Genomic DNA, 15,125 nt, shown 5'->3' on the forward strand with positions numbered 1-15,125 from the left:
GGCCCGTGCGTCTCGGCCGGTGACGGTACTGAGACGTACTTGACACCGTCGCACGCCAAAAGTGGGTCCCACCTCACACTTTCGGCCCCGCCGATTACCTTGCGCAGCCTGTCCCGCACCCCTCGTGTTCACTCCCCCGTCGCCCCCGCGCCACCTGATCGCCCTCGGGCTCACGGATCGCGCGGATCGCGCGGATCACGCGGATCGCGCGGATCGCACGGAGTCGCGTCATGGCCGTTCATACGCTGTATGCACTATTTGCACAGAGGCGGCGCAAATGTACCGCCGGACGACAACTCGGGCGCATGGGACGGCAGTTGCCATACCGTAGGACCATGGCGGTGCATCACCACAGGGATGATCCGTGGCGGGTGAGGGTGGACGACGAGCGGGGGAGACCGTGCGGAGCCGGGGTGCTGCTCGACGACCGCCATGTCCTGACCTGCGCACACGTCGTCCGGTACGCCGGGGCGGCGCCCGGCGGCACGGCGCCCGGCGGCACGGCGCCCGGAGTGCGGATCACCAGCGTGGCCTGCCGGCCCGAGTGGACGGCCACCGCGCACGTCGCGCCCGGCTCGTGGGTGCACGAGGACGGCACGCGCCGCGGCGACGTGGCCCTGCTGGAGCTGGACGAGCCCGCGCCGTGCGGCACCCGGACCACGCTGTGGAAGGTGCCCATCTCCGGCGTCAGGGTGAGCGTGTACGGCTTCCCGGAGGCCGAGCCGTACGGGATCTGGACGGACGCGGAGCTGGCGGGCGCCGGCGGCCGGGAGGGCGAGTGGGGGCTGCTCAGGCGCCTGCGCTCCGGCGATCCCTGGATCGAGAGGGGCTATTCGGGTGCGGGGGTGGTGGCGCGGGAGGGCGAGTTCGAGGACCACGTCATCGGGATGGTGGTGGCCGACTACGTCAACGGCGACGCCCGTGCGGCCTGGATGCTGCCCACGGAGACGGTGCTGTCGTATCTGCCGCGGATCGCGGAGTTCACCGGCGGCGACCGCGCCGACGAGCTCGGGCCGTACGGCAGCGAGCCGCCCGGCGACGTGCTCGGCGACCCGCTGCGGCTCGCCCTGACCCAGGAACTCACCCGGCTGCTGCACGGCGGCTGGGCGGGCACCGTCGTCGTCGGCACCGGCGGGACGACCGGGGTGGGGTCCTCCTGGCTGGTGCGTCTGGTGCGCACGGCCGACCCGGCGGCCCGGGCGGGCGCCTCCGACGAGGAGCTCACCGAGGCGCCCGGGGACACGGTCCTCGGGCTCGGCTCGATCGACGCCGCCTACGACGCGCGCGGCCGGTCCGTCACGGAGGTGTGCGACTACCTGTCCGGCCGGTTCGGGCTCGGCGGCGGTTCCGCCCGGGAGGTGGTGCGCCGGCTGCTGCGCCGCCGGCCCCCCGCCTGTGTGGTGGTGGGCGGCGTCGACCGGGCCGCGGACCCGGCGGCGCTCGTGCGGGAGCTGCTGGGGCCGCTGGCCCTGCGGGCGCGCTCGCGCGGGATGCGTCTGGTGCTGGGCTTCGTGGACCGTCCGCCGGACGATCTGCCCTACGACGTCTCGCTCGACCCGGACCCGCTGCACGGTGCCGTGTCCCGGCGGGTGACCCCGGCACAGACCCAGGCGGCCGTCGCACGGCTGGCCGCCGCCGAGGAGAAGGCGGCGCGGCTGCACGAGGAGTGGGGCACCCGGTTCTTCGGCGCTCCCCGGCCGCCGCACGCCGCGGCTCCGCGCCTGCGGGTCCGGCTGGCCGTCGCCCGCACGACGGAGCCGAACCCGGAACTCGCCGCCCTGCACGACGAGGCGGTCCGGGCGCACGACGAGGCCGGACGCCACGAGCGTGCCCTGCGGCGCATGATCCGGGCCTACGAGGACCTCGTCACCGCTCTGGAGCTGCACCGGGTGCGAGCCGCCCGGTTCTTCGGGGACGAGGACCGCAGGCTCGCCGAGCTGCACGCACCGGCCGCCCGGGCGCTGGGGACCGTACCGATCGACCTGACCTCCGCCGGGGCGCTGGTCAGGCGCTATGCCGACGAGGTCGACCGCCGGATCGAGGGAGGGTGACGGCGTGAAGAGGTGCAATCGTCCCGACTGCGGCCGGGGAGAGATCGACGAGAGCGGCTTCTGCACCGAGTGCGACCGGGAGCCGCTGCCCCCGGACCGCGCCGGGGGCGCGGGTGCCGGGGACACCCGAGGCGCCGGGGGCGCCCGAGGTGCGCGTGGTGCCGGAGGTGCGGGCGGCGCCGGACCGGACCGCGCCGGGGCAGGTTCCCCCGCGTCGCCCGGGAGCGGGCCCACGGCCGCGACCGGGGCCGGGCGGCCCGGGGCCGGCGCGGGGGCCGGCCCCGGCGCGGGCGCGGGCGCGCCATGTGCGAGCGTGGGTGTGGCGCCGGTGCGGCCCGACCCCTGGTACGGCCTGGAGCTGATCGCCGCCGGCCCGGTCCCCGGCCCGCCCGGCACGCCGTCGCACGCGGCGGGCCCGGTCGCCGAGGAGCACCGCTACTGCCCCAACCCCGGCTGCGGCCGGCCGGTCGGGCGTGGCCGGGACGGCCGGCCCGGCCGGGCCGCCGGCTACTGCGCCCACTGCGGCACCCGCTACGACTTCGCCGAGCCGCGCGGGCTGACCGTAGCGGGCCGCTACGCGGTCGAGCGGGTCCTCGGCTCGGGCGCCTACGGCGCGGCGTATCTGGCGCACGACCGCAACCTGGACACGCCCGTCGTGCTCAAGGCGCTGAACCGGTCGGTGGCCGCCACCGCGGAGCACGAGCGGGACGTACTGGTGGGGCTGCGGCACGACAGCATCGTCCGCATCCTGGGCTACGAACCGGAGGGCCCGCACCTGGTGCTCGAGTACGTGCCGGGCGAGCCGCTGTCCGCGCGGGACGGCGACCGCCTCGAGACCCTGCTCGGGCACGGCATCCGCGTCCTGCAGGCGCTGGACTACCTGCACGCCAGGGGCCTGCTGCACTGCGACGTCAAACCGCTGAACATCATCCGCCACCGGGAGGAGGGAGCGGGCGGGCCGCTGGACCGGGTGCGGCTGATCGACTTCGGCGCGGTGCGCTCGCGGGACAAGGACACCGGGCCGGTCGTGGCGTACACCAGGGCGTACGCCCCTCCGGAGGGCGATCCGGAGCACGCACGGCCCACCGCGGGCTTCGACCTGTACGGCCTCGGCATGACGCTCAGGGAGGTGTGCCGCGCGCACGGCGCCGACCGTGCGGCGCCCGGCGTGGACTCGCTGATGCTGCTGCTGGACCGGGCCACGGACACCGCCGAGCCCCGGCGGCGCTTCGTCTCGGCACGGCAGTTCGGGGAGCAGCTGAGCGGGGTGATCCGGCAGATCGTGGCGGCGTCCCCGACGGGCCGTCAGGTCACGCGCCCCTCCGCCCTGTTCGGCTCGATGACGGAGCCCCTGCACGGCGGGCTCGGCGCGGCGCGTCCGCTCGGCCACTGGGTCCGGGCGGCGGCGGACGAGGACGCGGTGCTGTCGACGGAGCCGGCCTTCGGCGCCCCGCGGGCCCTCGACGTCGCCGGCGCGCTGCCCGCGCCGCTGTCCGACCCCGACGACCCGGTGCCCGACGCCGCCGGCGCCGCGCTGGCGGAGAGCCGGCTCGCGCTGCGCCGGCGTGACGTCGACGCCGCCGAGCGGGCGCTGGCACGCGCGGACCTGCCCGGCTGGCACTGGCTGCGCTCCTGGTACGCGGGGCTGATCGCGCTCGCACGTGCGGACGCGGCGAGAGCCACCGGCTGCTTCACCGACGTACGAAGAACCCTCCCGGGGGAACTGGTCCCCCAGCTCGCGCTCGGCCTGTGCGCCGAGTTGCGCGGCGGGCCCGACGACCTGGAGACCGCCCGCTCCCACTACGGCACGGTGTTCGCGACCACCCCCGCGCTCGGCGCGGCCGGGTTCGGCCTGGCCCGGGTGCACCTGCTGGCCGGCCGGCGCGCGGAGGCCGTGGCCACGGCCGAGCGGCTGGCCCAGGAGTTCCGCGACGAGCGCGAGGCGCGCATCGCGGCCGTACGGCTGCTCGTCACCGTGCTCGCGGCGCGGGCCGCCGCCCCGACGGCGGACGACATCGGGCGGGCCCGTGCGGCGGTGGCCGGGCTCGATGTGGACGAGGCCGCGTCCGCCTCGCTGCGGGCGGAGATCGAGTACGCGTGGTTCGCGCACGGCCGCGACCGGCTCCAGCTGTCGGAGGCGGTCCGCGCGCTGGCCGCGCACACCCCCTCCGAACGGGACTACGTCGCCCTGGTCGACCTGGCCAACCGGCTTCGCCCGCCGGTGCGTTGGCCGCGGGCGGGACGGCGCCGGGCGGGCCGTCACTCCCGTTCCGGGCGCACCGCCGGCACGCTAAGCTGTTGATGCGTTACACACGGACACGCAGCGACGCGGTCAGGGTGGTGCCGGTGGGGGACAGGTCGCCCTTGGGTCTCGGTTTCGGCGTCGAGTTGGACGCGCCCGCGGATCTCGGCCACGACGAGACGCGCGCGGACGCCCTCGTCACCGTCAGGGCGGGTTCCCCGGACCGGGCGGGTCCGCGGACGCCGGCCGCCGAGGTCCTGATCATGGACCGGTCGCTGTCCATGGCCGGCCGGGGCAAGCTGGACGAGGCCAAGCGCGCGGTGTGCGCGGCCGTCGACACCCTGCGCGACGGCACGTACCTGGGGGTCGTCGCCGGTCATCACGGGGCCGAGGTGGTCTTCCCGCCGGGCGGCGGCCTGGCCCGTGTCGACGCCGCCGCCAGGCAGGCCGCGAAGGCGCACGTCGCCGCGCAGATCGCCGCGGGCGGGACGGCCATCGGGCAGTGGCTGGCCTGCGCCGACCGGATGTTCGCCACGGTGTCCGACCCGGGCGCGGTGCGCCACGCGGTGCTGTACACCGACGGCAAGGACGAGCACGAGACGCCCGAGCAGCTGGGCGCCGTGCTCCAGGCGTGCACCGACCGGTTCGTGTGCGACGCCCGCGGGCTGGGCGAGGACTGGAACTACACGGAGCTGCTGCGGATCACGGAGGCGCTGCACGGCGGCGCCGAGGCCGTCGTCACGATCTCCGACCTCACCGAGGACTTCACCCGGCTCGTCCGGCAGGCGCAGCGCATCGCCGTGGCCCGGGTGTACCTGGGGCTGCGCCTCAACAAGCGGTTCCGGCTGGACTTCGTGCGCAGGACCCGGCCCGTCGAGGCCGAACTGACGGCGCGTCAGCACCGCGACGGTGAGATCCATGTGCCGCTCGGCTCCTGGTCGCCCGGGGAGGCCCGCCAGTACCAGGTGTCGCTGCGGTTCGACCCCGAGGCGCTGACCGTCGACGAGAACCTGCGGGCGGCCCGCGTCACCCTGCACGCCGAGGGCCCCGACGGGACGCTCCGGCCGTGCTCCGAGACGCGTTCCATGGTGGTGCGGCGGCGGGCCTCGCCCGGGTTCGGGATCCCCCGCTCCCCCGACCTCACCCGGGTGGAGAACGAGCGCGAACTCGGCATGGCGATGCGGGCCTGCGCCGACGCCCAGCAGCGCGGGGACTTCGACCGGGCGGACCGGGAGCTGCGCATCGCGGTGGGGCTGGCGGAGGAACTCCGGGACATCGCCCGGCTGCGGCTGCTCCGCTCGGTCGCCACGACCGGCGGCGACGGACTGCTGCGGGTGCGCCGCGACGCCTCCCGCGGCCACATGCAGCGGCTCGGTCTGGAGTCGACCAGGACCGCCGCCCCGCCGCTCGAGACGGTGGAGCCGCAGGCACCGCCCGGCGACGGCGTACTGCCTCCGTCGTGCCCGCGCTGCGGTACGACGGCGTCGACGGGCACCGCCAAGTTCTGCGAGGAGTGCGGCCACCGCTTCGGCGACCTGCCGGTGAACGACGCACCGCTGGACGCCTCATGAGCGGGGCCGGAACGGGGCCGGGAAGCGTGACCGCGGCCGGCACCGGGGACGGTGGCGTCGGGGGCGGTGGCGTCGGACGCGGTGGCGTCAGGGGCGGTGGCGTTGGACACGGTGACGTTGGACACGGTGGCGGCGGCGTCGGAGGCGGCGTGCCTGGGCCGGGTGACGTGAGCGGCCGCGGGACGCGGGGCCCCCGCCGCTCCTTACGGCACGCGGTGGCGGCCCGGCGCGCGCGGCTGCGCGCGACCCATCCGACCACCGTGCTGCGCCGGCTGCGCGCCTGCGTACTGGCGATGGTGCTGGCCACCGCCCTGCTGTACCTGCTGGTGTCGGCCCAGGCCGGCCGCCAGATCAGCGCCGCCGGGCACACCGAGGCGGCCGTGCGCGACCTCCACGACGCCCGCCGCGAGGCCGCCCGGGCCAACACGGCGCTGCGCGACGCCGCCGGCACCGGACAGGTCCCCCTCATCGGCACCGGCACGGAGTTCGCCAACTCCACCGCCCGGGTGAACTCCCTGGTGACGTCGGCGACCGAGGGCAACGCGGACGGCCGGCAGGGCCTGATACGGATCCAGTTCGTCCAGGGCCAGCTGACCACCTGCGTGCAACTGGCCGACACCGCGGTGCGCGACTACGACCGCAGCGGCCCGGCCGGTCTGGAGGCCGCCCGCCAGGCGCTGACCGCCCCGCAGGAGGTGGACCGCGCGACCGGCCTGCCCATCCCCTACACGGGTGGCCTGCTGACCTCGCTCGCCGACCTCGAACACCAGCAGCGGCAGGCGCTGGCCCGGCAGCAGAACTCCAACTGGCTGGACCCGGCCCACGTCTGGTCCCTGCTCCTCGGGCCGACGGCCGTCATGCTCCTCTGCGTGCTGGCCACGGCCGACATCGTGGCGCGCCACTTCCGGCGGTACGTCGGCCCGCACCTGCTGCTCGCGCTGCCGGCCACCGCGGCCGTGGGCGTCACGACCAGCGTCCTGTGCCGGTACGCGGCGGACCGCCCCGGCGCGCACACGCTGTTCGCGGCGCCCGCGACCACGGCGTGCGCGCTGGCCCTGCTGACGGCGGCCGGTGTCCTGGCCTGGCTGGGCTACCGTCCCCGCCTCGCCGAGTACAGGTTCCCGCGATCATGACGACGGCCGAGCGATCACGAGGACGGTCATGAGAAGGCTGCTGTCCCGTCTCACCCGGGGAGTCCTGGTCCTCGCGCTGCTGCTGGCCGCGGCCGGCTGCGGCGGCGGCCGGCGCGACGACAGCGTGACCATCATGGTGCCCTGGTCCGGCGACGAGTTCGCGGCCTTCCACGCCGTGGTCAGGACGTTCGAGAAGAACACCGGCGTCCGGGTGAACATCCAGGTCACCCGGGCGCTGACCCAGCAGCTCGACGCCGCCGTGGGCGCCGGCGCGCCGCCCGACCTGGCCATCCTGCCGAGCGTCGGGGCCATCTACACCTACGCGGACCGCGACAGGGGTCTCAAGCCGCTGGGAGGGACCGCGGACACCACGGACTCCGCGGACGCCTTCCTGCAGCCGTTCCAGGGGCTGACGAAGGTCGGCGGCAAGGTCTACGCGCTGCCGGTCAAGGTGGACGTCAAGAGCCTGGTGTGGTTCCGGCCGTCGGTGGTCGGCCGGCCGTCGGACCCGGCCGGCCTGGAGTCCTTCGCCGAGCGGCACCGCGGCGCCTGGTGCCTGGGGCTGGAGTCGGGGCCGACCTCCGGCTGGCCGGGCGCCGACTGGATCGCCGACCTGGTGCTCGCGCAGAAGGGCACCGGCGCCTACGAGCAGTGGCTGTCGGGCCGACGGCCCTGGAAGGACGTCTCCGGGGCCTGGCGCGGCTGGCGCGACCGGGTGGGCGCGGGCGCGAAGGACGCCTCCACGCGGATGTTCAGCGAGGCCGCCGGGGGCATGACGAAGGAGCCGCCCCAGTGCTCGCTCGCCCACGGGGCGCTGTCCGCGATGGGCTTCCACCCGGCGGACGTGCAGCACGGGCTGTACGACTTCCTGCCCTCCTCCGGGACGCGCCGGCTGGAGGTGTCGGCGGACTTCGTCGGAAAGTTCACCGACGGCAACCCGGACGCCGACGCGCTCGCCGCCTACCTCGCGGGCCGTCAGGCGCAGCAGGCGTGGGTGGACCAGCCCGGAGGCTACGCGTTCTCCGCCAACACCGGCGTGACGCGCTACCGCAACGGCGGCGTGCAGCAGCGGGTCGCCGCACTGCTCCGGCCGGGCTCGGGCCACACCCTGTGCTTCGGCGCGGCCGACGCCATGGCGCCCGACATGTCCGCCGCCTTCTACCGGGCCGTGCTCACCTACGCGACGCAGGCCGGCCTGGACCCCACGGCTCTCCTGGCCAAGCTGGACCGGCTGCAGAGCAGGCTGGGCGGCGCGGGCCGCTCCCCCGTCCCCGCCGACCGCCTCTGCGCCACTCCCTGACCCCGCCGCCTCCCGTCCCCCTTTTCCTTCCGCCCTGTCCCGTCACCTCCCCCTCCCCGGCCCCGTCCCCTCCCCCGCCCCGCCCGCGGCCGACCGAGACCGTGCCCGACCGACCAGCAGAGGAAGCCCATGCCGGACGCAGTGCAGTTCACCCTCTCCGACGGAACCGTCGTCCTCGTGGCCCCGCCCGCCCGCGCCGCCGGCACCGGGGCCGTGGGCCTCGGGAGCCGGCTGGAGACCGCGGAGCGGACCCTGCGCCAGGCGCTCCGGCCGATCACCTCCGCCGCCGCCGAGGTCATCGGCGAGTTCCGCGCCCTCGCCCACCGCCCCGAGGAGGTGGAGATCACCTTCGGCGTCACGCTCGACGCCAGTCTCGGCGCGATCATCGCCGGCACCAAGACCGGCGCCCACCTGGACGTCAGCCTGCGCTGGTCCGGCGGCCCGGCCGCGGACCCCGGCACCGTGCGCCAGGACTGCGCACCCCCCGCCGCCACGCGTACGGTCACGGGAGGCCCCGGCACCCGCGACGGCGACCCCGGCGACGGCGCCACCAGCACCGGCGACCCCGGCGCCGCGGACCCGGCGTCCTCCTGACCGGGCCGCCGAGGGCCGCGGCGCGCGTCACCGGGTGGCGTACTTGTCGGTGGCCGCCACCAGCGCGTCCACCACTCCGGGCGCGCCCGCGTCGTGTCCGGCCTCGTCCACGACGACCAGTTCGCTGTCCGGCCAGGCGTGGTGGAGCCGCCAGACGGTGCCGAGCAGATTGCCGAGGTCGAGACTGCCCTGGACGAGGGTCCCGGGAATGCCTGCGAGCAGGTGTGCGTCGCGCAGCACCACGCCCTGGCCGCCCTCGCCACCCCGGCCGCGCTCGCCACCCGGGCCGCCCTCGCCACCCGGGCCGCCCTCGCCGAGGAAGTGACCGTTGCCGAAGTAATGGGTGACGGTGCGGGCGAAGCCCATGCGGAACACCGGGTCCTCGAAGCGCGGGACGGAGCGCGGCGGCGCGGGGACGATCGCCGTCTCCCAGTCGGTCCAGGCGCGCGCCGCGCGTTCCCGCGCCGCCGGGTCGGGCGACTCGATCAGCCGGTTGTAGGCCGCCGCGAGGTTCCCTTGGCGGTCGCCTTCGGGCAGTCCGGCGAGGAACCTCTCGAAGGCGTCCGGGAAGAGCCTGCCCAGGCCGCGGGTCAGCAGTTCCACCTCGGCGTCGGAACCGGTCGCGACCGCGGTCAGCACCAGTTCGGACACGGCGGCGGGATGTGTCTGCGCGTATCTCAGCGCCAGCACCGACCCCCAGGACGCCCCCCCACACCAGCCACCTCTCGATGCCCAGATGGCGGCGCAGGAGTTCGAGGTCGGCGACGAGGTGGGCCGTCGTGTTGACGCTCATGTCGGTGCCGGGGGCGCTCGCGTGGGGGGTGGAGCGCCCGCAGCCGCGCTGGTCCAGCAGAACGATGCGGTACGCGTCCGGGTCGCAGTAGCGCCGGTGGCCGGGGGTGCAGCCGGAGCCCGGCCCGCCGTGCAGCATCAGCGCCGGTTTGCCGTCCGGCCGGCCGCACGTCTCCCAGTGGATCCGGTTGCCGTCACCGACGTCGAGCATGCCCTGGTCGTACGGCTCGGTCTCCGGATACAGGCCCATCCGGTCACCGTAGCGGCGGTGCCGCGCCGCCGTCCCCCCGGTTTCCGGTGTCCTCGGGCGGCAGGCCGGCGGCGTCGGCCGCGGTGCGCAGGACCTCCCGGAGCATCGCCGGGGTGAGCTTGCCGGTGAAGGTGTTGCGCTGGCTGACGTGGAAGCAGCCGAAGAGGTCGAGGCCGCCGAGCGGGACGCGGGTCCCGTGAGCGAAGACCGGCCGGGGCCGCGGCACCGTCCAGCCCGCCTCGGCGAACGCCGGCAGCGCCGCCTGCCAGCCGAAGGCGCCCAGCACCACCGCCGCCCGCAGGGTGGGCCGCAGCAGCCGCAGTTCCTGGACCAGCCAGGGCCGGCAGGTGTTCCGCTCTCCGGGCGTCGGCCTGTTGGCGGGCGGTGCGCAGTGCACCGGCGAGGTGATCCGTACACCGCGCAGTTCCAGGCCGTCGTCGGCGGAGGTCGACGTGGGCTGCGAGGCGAGTCCCAGGTCGTACAGCGCCTCGTACAGGACGTCGCCGGAGCGGTCGCCGGTGAACATGCGCCCGGTGCGGTTGCCGCCGTGCGCGGCCGGAGCGAGCCCGACGATCAGCAGGCGGGCGTCCGCCGGGCCGAAGCCCGGCACCGGCCGGCCCCAGTACGTCCAGTCGGCGAACGCCGCCCGCTTGGTGCGGGCCACCTCTTCCCGCCAGGCGACCAGCCGCGGGCAGGCCCGGCATTCGGTGATCCGCCGGTCGAGGGCGGCGAGGCCGCTGCTGTCCATGCCTCCACCGTAGGACCACTGGGCGACGGAAATTCACGCGGAGGGGCGGGAGGGGGCGGTTAAGGTCGGGGCATGGATTCCGAGGACGACGAGGACGACAAGGACCGCGGGCCGGCCGGCCCGGCGGGCACCGCGCCCGGCTCCGCCGGGGCGGCGGACGCCGCGGTCGATCCGAAGGTCGCCGCCGCCGTCGCCGCGGCCGAGGCGGCCGCTCCGGCGAGCGGTGAGACCGTGCGGATCGACAGCTGGATCTGGGCCGTGCGCCTCGTCAAGACCCGCTCCGTCGGCGCCACCGCCTGCCGCGGCGGCCACGTCCGGGTGAACGGGGAGCGGGTGAAGCCCGCGCACTCCGTGCGCGTGGGCGACGAGGTGCGTCTGCGGCACGAGGGCCGCGAACGGGTCGTCGTCGTCAAGCGGCTGATCCGCAAGCGGGTCGGGGCTCCGGTGGCCGCCCAGTGCTACGTCGACAACTCCCCGCCGCCCCCGCCCCGCGAGGCCGTCGCGCCGATCGGGGTGCGCGACCGCGGCGCGGGCCGCCCCACCAAGCGCGACCGCCGTGAGCTGGAACGGCTGCGCGACCTGGAGCGGCTGCGCGACGCGGGCGGCCTCGGCGGCCGCCCGCGGGAACACTGACGATCCGGTGACCGGCGGGCCCCGTGGGCGCCGCCGGTCACCCGGGGGGCGGTCCCACCGCCTTACGGTGATGCCGGCCTTGCGGTCGCGCCGGCCTGGGGTCGAACCGGCCTGGGGTCGAACCGGCCTGGGGTCGAACCGGTCGGCCGTCGCACCGGCCTGTGGCCCCGCCGCCTCGCGGTGGTGCCGCCCGACGGTCGCGCCGTCCTGTGCCGCGCCGGCCGGCGGTCGCGCGCCCGCGTTACGCCCGTCGCCTCACCAGCCGCAGCAGCTCGGCGTTGTGGTCCCGCCGGGCCCAGGCGATGACCGCGAGGGGCACGATCAGGATCAGCGGGGTCGCGGCGTTCTGCCCGTCGAAGACGGTGAGCTGGACGATGAACGCGCCCACCATCAGGGCGCTCAGCGCGATCGCCGCGAGCGACTGGAGCACCGGGATCACCAGGGCGACGCCCCCGGCCAGCTCCAGGATCCCGATCGCGTACATGCCCGCACTGCCCCAGCCCATCCGGTCGAAGGCCTCGACGGCCGACGGGTGCGCGATGAGCTTGGGCAGGGCGCTCGCGAAGGCGTAGAACAGGGCGAGGAGCACCTGCACCACGCGCAGGGCGATCCGGGCGGCACGGCGTCCGCGGGCGGCCGGGACGGTCTGCGGGACGGAGGCGCTGGTCTGGGACGACATGGGGTTCTCCTGGGGAAGCGGTCCGGTCGGTGTCATGGAGGTGGACCGCCCCTGGCCGCGGAACTCATCGCCGTCCGGCGGATTTTCTCCCCGAGTTCCTCCCGTGCGCGGTCGCGCGCCTTTCGCGGCCGGCGCGCGCGGGTACACGAAGGCACGCAGGCACGGAGGGGCGGGCGGTGAGCGACGATGCGTACGGGCAGTGAACCGACGACCGCGCGCAGCCCCCTGCGGGCGCGGTTCTGGCTGAGTGTGTGGGGGCTGGCCTGGACGGTCTTCGGCACGGCCGCGTTCGTGCTGGCCGGGCAGCCCGGCTGGGCGGCCGCCTGCGCGGCGCTGTGGCTGCTGATGGCGGTCGACCTGGCGGTCGTCGTCCGGCACATCCGGCAGGGCCCGCACTTCCAGCCGGGTCCGGACGTCCCGCCGTACCCGCCGCCGGAGGACCGGCGCCGCTGAGGGCCGACGCCGCTGAGGGCCGACGCCGCCGGAGGGCCGGCCGCTGAGGACCGGCGCCGCTGAGGACCAGTGCCGGTGAGGGCCGGCCCGGCGCCGCGTCGCCGGTCAGGTGTCGAAGCGGGCGTGCTTGAGGTACTGCGGATTGGGGTCCAGCGCCGCCGCCAGCCGGAAGTGGCGCTTGGCCTGGTCGTGGCGCCCCTGCCGCTCATAGGTGCGGGCGAGGGCGAAGTGCGCGTAGGCGTTGTCCGGCTCGCGCTCCAGTACGACGGTGAATTCCAGCTCGGCGGGTCGCAGCTGCGCGGCGGCGAAGAAGGCCCGGGCGCGCAGCAGCCGGGCGGCCGTGTTCTCGGGATGCGCGGCGATGACTCCGTCGAGCAGCTTGACGGCACCCCGGGGATCCCGGGCGGCGAGCAGCCGCTCGGCGGCGCGGAAGTCTATGACATGCGTCTCCGGAGTACGTCCGGTCGGACCGCTGGTTTCGGGCACGGCAGAGTCCTTCCCTCACGGAAGGGGTTCAACGCCCCGGCCGGACAGCCCTATTCCTCCGCGCCGGCGTGCGGCGCCCCCGCCCGGGCCCTGCGGACCAGCTCCGCCCACACCTCCCGCACCCGCTGCCGCAGCCGTTCCAGCGGCACGTCGTTGTCGATGACGATGTCCGCGATCCTCAGGCGCTCCTCCCGGGTGGCCTGGGCGGCCATGCGGGCGCGGGCGTCCTCCTCGGTCATGCCGCGCAGCCGCACCAGCCGGTCGAGCTGGGTCTCGGGGCGGACGTCGACCACGATCACCAGGTCGTACAGCGGCGCCAGGCCGTTCTCCGTGAGGAGCGGGACGTCGTGGACGACGACGGCGTCCCCGGCCGCGGACTCCTCCAGCTCGCGGGAGCGCGCGCCGACCAGGGGATGCACGATCGAGTTGAGCACGGCGAGCCGGGCGGGGTCGGAGAAGACGATGGAGCCCAGCCGCGGCCGGTCCAGGCTGCCGTCCTCGGTGAGCACCTCGGGGCCGAACGCCTCGACGACCGCCGCCAGACCGGGCGTGCCCGGCGCGACCACCTCGCGCGCGATGCGGTCGGCGTCGATCAGCACGGCCCCGCACTCGACGAGCAGCCGCGACACCTCGCTCTTGCCGGCGCCGATACCGCCGGTCAGGCCCACTTTCAGCATGAGCGGAAGCTTAGGGCCTGCCTCCGGGGCCGGTGGGTCCGGGCAGCCCGCACCGGCGGCACGTCCGAGCAGCCCCGGCCAGCGGCACGCCCGGGAGGGCCCGGCCGGCGGCACGCCCGAGCAGCCTCGGCCAACGGCACGCCCAGGCGGCCCGGAGCGCGGCACGCCCGGGAGGGCGTCAGTTGTCGCCCTCCCGCTCCGCCAGGAACCGTTCGAACTCGCGGCCGATCTCGTCCGCCGACGGGATGTCGACGGGTTCGGCGAGCATGTTGCCGCGTGTCTCCGCGCCCGCCGCCGCGTCGTACTGGTGCTCCAGCCCCTGGACCAGGGAGGTGAGTTCCTCGTCGCCCTCGCGGATCTGGCGGTCGATCTCCGTCTGGGTGCGGTGGGCGGCGTTGCGCAGGGAGTGGGCGATGCCCGGCAGGACCAGCCCGGTGGCGGAGGTGATGGCCTCCAGGGCGGTGAGCGCGGCGTCCGGGTACGGGGAGCGCGCGATGTAGTGCGGCACGTGCGCGGCGATGCCGAGCACATCGTGGCCGGCCTCCATCAGGCGGTACTCCAGCAGCGCCGCCGCGCTGCCCGGCACCTGCGCCTCCTCGAACGGGCTGCGGTGCCCGGGCACCAGGTCGCTGCGGTTGCCGTGCGGGGTCAGGCCCACGGGCCGGGTGTGCGGGACGCCCATGGGGATGCCGTGGAAGGTGACCGACAGGCGTACGCCGAGACGCTCGACGATCTGCTGTACGGCCGCCGCGAAGCGCTCCCACTCGACGTCGGGCTCGGGCCCGGACAGCAGCAGGAACGGCGCGCCCGTGGCGTCCTGGACGAGACGCACCTCGATGGCGGGCTCCTCGTAGTCCGTCCAGCGGTCGCGCTTGAAGGTGAGCAGCGGGCGGCGGGCCCGGTAGTCCACGAGCCGGTCGTGGTCGAAGCGCGCCACGAGCTGGTGGGGCAGCGAGTCGAGGAGCCCGTCGACGATCTGGTCGCCGGTCTCGCCCGCGTCGATGTATCCGTCGAAGTGGTAAAGCATGACCAGTCCGGCCGATTCCTGGGCCAGCGCCGTGTCGACGACGGCCAGCCCCTTCGGCTCCCATGCGTACAGACCCTGCGGATCAAGCACTGTGACCGCTCCTCCTCGTGTTCGTAGTGCACAACCGGGTGCAGGGCGTGGTCATTCCCGGCCGGCCGCGGATTCACGGGCCCGTAACCGGGACGGCCGGCGATCACGGTCGCGGACGCGGCCGGCGAGGCAGCCAGGAGCACGGCCGGCAACACGGCCAGGAGCGCGGCCGGCGATACAGCCGGGAACACGACCGGCGAACGGCCGGGAACACGTCTGAGGGCCCGCCCCCAGGGGGACGGGCCCTCAGCTCAGCTGGTGCCTAGTGCCGGTGCCAGGCGCCTGTCAGCGCGTTCAGCTCTGACCGCCGGCCAGCTTCTCGCGCAGGGCGGCCAGCGCCTCGTCCGAGGCCAGGGCGCCGGAGCTGTCGCCGCCCTCGGAGGAGTACGAACCGCCGGA

General features: G+C 75.7%; 13 protein-coding genes and 1 pseudogene. 8 read left to right on the forward strand and 6 right to left on the reverse strand.

Annotation, left to right across the window (positions count from 1 at the left end; all coding sequences use genetic code 11):
* The first annotated feature begins 335 nt into the window (after positions 1-335).
* The 6 genes from ACI2LW_RS32900 (at position 336) to ACI2LW_RS32925 (ending at position 8,891) form a co-directional block, all read left to right on the forward strand.
* Entirely contained in the window at positions 336-2,051 is a 1,716-nt protein-coding gene (locus ACI2LW_RS32900) for a serine protease (RefSeq protein ID WP_404734930.1), read from the forward strand.
* A gap of 313 nt (positions 2,052-2,364) precedes the next feature.
* Entirely contained in the window at positions 2,365-4,353 is a 1,989-nt protein-coding gene (locus ACI2LW_RS32905; protein ID WP_404734931.1) for a tetratricopeptide repeat protein, read from the forward strand.
* 62 nt (positions 4,354-4,415) lie between these two features.
* The gene (locus tag ACI2LW_RS32910) at positions 4,416-5,864 is read left to right on the forward strand and encodes a VWA domain-containing protein (RefSeq protein WP_404734932.1); all 1,449 of its coding nucleotides are present in this window, start codon (positions 4,416-4,418) and stop codon (positions 5,862-5,864) included.
* Positions 5,865-6,079: 215 nt separating this feature from the next.
* Positions 6,080-6,997 carry a hypothetical protein gene (locus ACI2LW_RS32915; protein ID WP_404734933.1) on the forward strand — a complete coding sequence of 306 codons (918 nt, stop codon included), beginning with the start codon at positions 6,080-6,082 and terminating at the stop codon, positions 6,995-6,997.
* Positions 6,998-7,025: 28 nt separating this feature from the next.
* A complete protein-coding gene (locus ACI2LW_RS32920; protein ID WP_404734934.1) occupies positions 7,026-8,297 on the forward strand; it encodes an extracellular solute-binding protein in 1,272 nt (423 codons plus the stop codon).
* A gap of 129 nt (positions 8,298-8,426) precedes the next feature.
* A complete protein-coding gene (locus ACI2LW_RS32925) occupies positions 8,427-8,891 on the forward strand; it encodes a CU044_2847 family protein (protein ID WP_404734935.1) in 465 nt (154 codons plus the stop codon).
* Between the two features lie 27 nt (positions 8,892-8,918).
* On the opposite strand, the pseudogene ACI2LW_RS32930 reads toward ACI2LW_RS32925, so the two are convergent.
* Together ACI2LW_RS32930 and ACI2LW_RS32935 are read right to left on the reverse strand one after the other, a co-directional pair.
* A pseudogene (locus ACI2LW_RS32930) lies at positions 8,919-9,933 on the reverse strand (alpha/beta fold hydrolase).
* Between the two features lie 4 nt (positions 9,934-9,937).
* Complete coding sequence (locus ACI2LW_RS32935; RefSeq protein ID WP_404734936.1) at positions 9,938-10,681, reverse strand: uracil-DNA glycosylase; 744 nt, start codon at positions 10,679-10,681, stop codon at positions 9,938-9,940.
* Between the two features lie 72 nt (positions 10,682-10,753).
* Between ACI2LW_RS32935 and ACI2LW_RS32940 the strand changes: the two genes are divergently transcribed.
* On the forward strand, positions 10,754-11,314 hold the full coding sequence (locus ACI2LW_RS32940) for an RNA-binding S4 domain-containing protein (protein WP_404734937.1): 561 nt from the start codon (positions 10,754-10,756) through the stop codon (positions 11,312-11,314).
* A 241-nt stretch (positions 11,315-11,555) separates the two neighbouring features.
* Here ACI2LW_RS32940 and ACI2LW_RS32945 read toward each other — a convergent pair whose 3' ends face one another.
* Positions 11,556-11,993, reverse strand: a complete 438-nt coding sequence (locus tag ACI2LW_RS32945; protein WP_404734938.1) for a DoxX family protein — start codon at positions 11,991-11,993, stop codon at positions 11,556-11,558.
* Positions 11,994-12,179: 186 nt separating this feature from the next.
* Here ACI2LW_RS32945 and ACI2LW_RS32950 point away from each other — a divergent pair, with 186 nt between their 5' ends.
* On the forward strand, positions 12,180-12,446 hold the full coding sequence (locus ACI2LW_RS32950; RefSeq protein ID WP_404734939.1) for a DUF6343 family protein: 267 nt from the start codon (positions 12,180-12,182) through the stop codon (positions 12,444-12,446).
* 105 nt (positions 12,447-12,551) lie between these two features.
* Here the strand turns inward: ACI2LW_RS32950 and ACI2LW_RS32955 are convergent, their stop codons facing one another.
* From ACI2LW_RS32955 to ACI2LW_RS32965, 3 genes are all read right to left on the reverse strand, one after another.
* Positions 12,552-12,932 carry a tetratricopeptide repeat protein gene (locus ACI2LW_RS32955; protein ID WP_404734940.1) on the reverse strand — a complete coding sequence of 127 codons (381 nt, stop codon included), beginning with the start codon at positions 12,930-12,932 and terminating at the stop codon, positions 12,552-12,554.
* A gap of 50 nt (positions 12,933-12,982) precedes the next feature.
* The gene (gene coaE, locus ACI2LW_RS32960) at positions 12,983-13,609 is read right to left on the reverse strand and encodes a dephospho-CoA kinase (RefSeq protein WP_404734941.1); all 627 of its coding nucleotides are present in this window, start codon (positions 13,607-13,609) and stop codon (positions 12,983-12,985) included.
* 178 nt (positions 13,610-13,787) lie between these two features.
* A complete protein-coding gene (locus tag ACI2LW_RS32965) occupies positions 13,788-14,726 on the reverse strand; it encodes a PAC2 family protein (RefSeq protein ID WP_404734942.1) in 939 nt (312 codons plus the stop codon).
* Positions 14,727-15,125: the final 399 nt, after the last annotated feature.

Source organism: Streptomyces sp. NPDC004065 (assembly GCF_044903565.1).
GTDB lineage: Bacteria > Actinomycetota > Actinomycetes > Streptomycetales > Streptomycetaceae > Streptomyces.

Coding starts and splice junctions, on each gene's coding strand:
- ACI2LW_RS32920 (WP_404734934.1), top strand. CDS start 7,026: ATGAGAAGGCTGCTGTCCCGTCTCACCCGGGGAGTCCTGGTCCTCGCG.
- coaE (WP_404734941.1), bottom strand. CDS start 13,609: ATGCTGAAAGTGGGCCTGACCGGCGGTATCGGCGCCGGCAAGAGCGAG.
- ACI2LW_RS32950 (WP_404734939.1), top strand. CDS start 12,180: ATGCGTACGGGCAGTGAACCGACGACCGCGCGCAGCCCCCTGCGGGCG.
- ACI2LW_RS32940 (WP_404734937.1), top strand. CDS start 10,754: ATGGATTCCGAGGACGACGAGGACGACAAGGACCGCGGGCCGGCCGGC.
- ACI2LW_RS32900 (WP_404734930.1), top strand. CDS start 336: ATGGCGGTGCATCACCACAGGGATGATCCGTGGCGGGTGAGGGTGGAC.
- ACI2LW_RS32935 (WP_404734936.1), bottom strand. CDS start 10,681: ATGGACAGCAGCGGCCTCGCCGCCCTCGACCGGCGGATCACCGAATGC.
- ACI2LW_RS32945 (WP_404734938.1), bottom strand. CDS start 11,993: ATGTCGTCCCAGACCAGCGCCTCCGTCCCGCAGACCGTCCCGGCCGCC.
- ACI2LW_RS32925 (WP_404734935.1), top strand. CDS start 8,427: ATGCCGGACGCAGTGCAGTTCACCCTCTCCGACGGAACCGTCGTCCTC.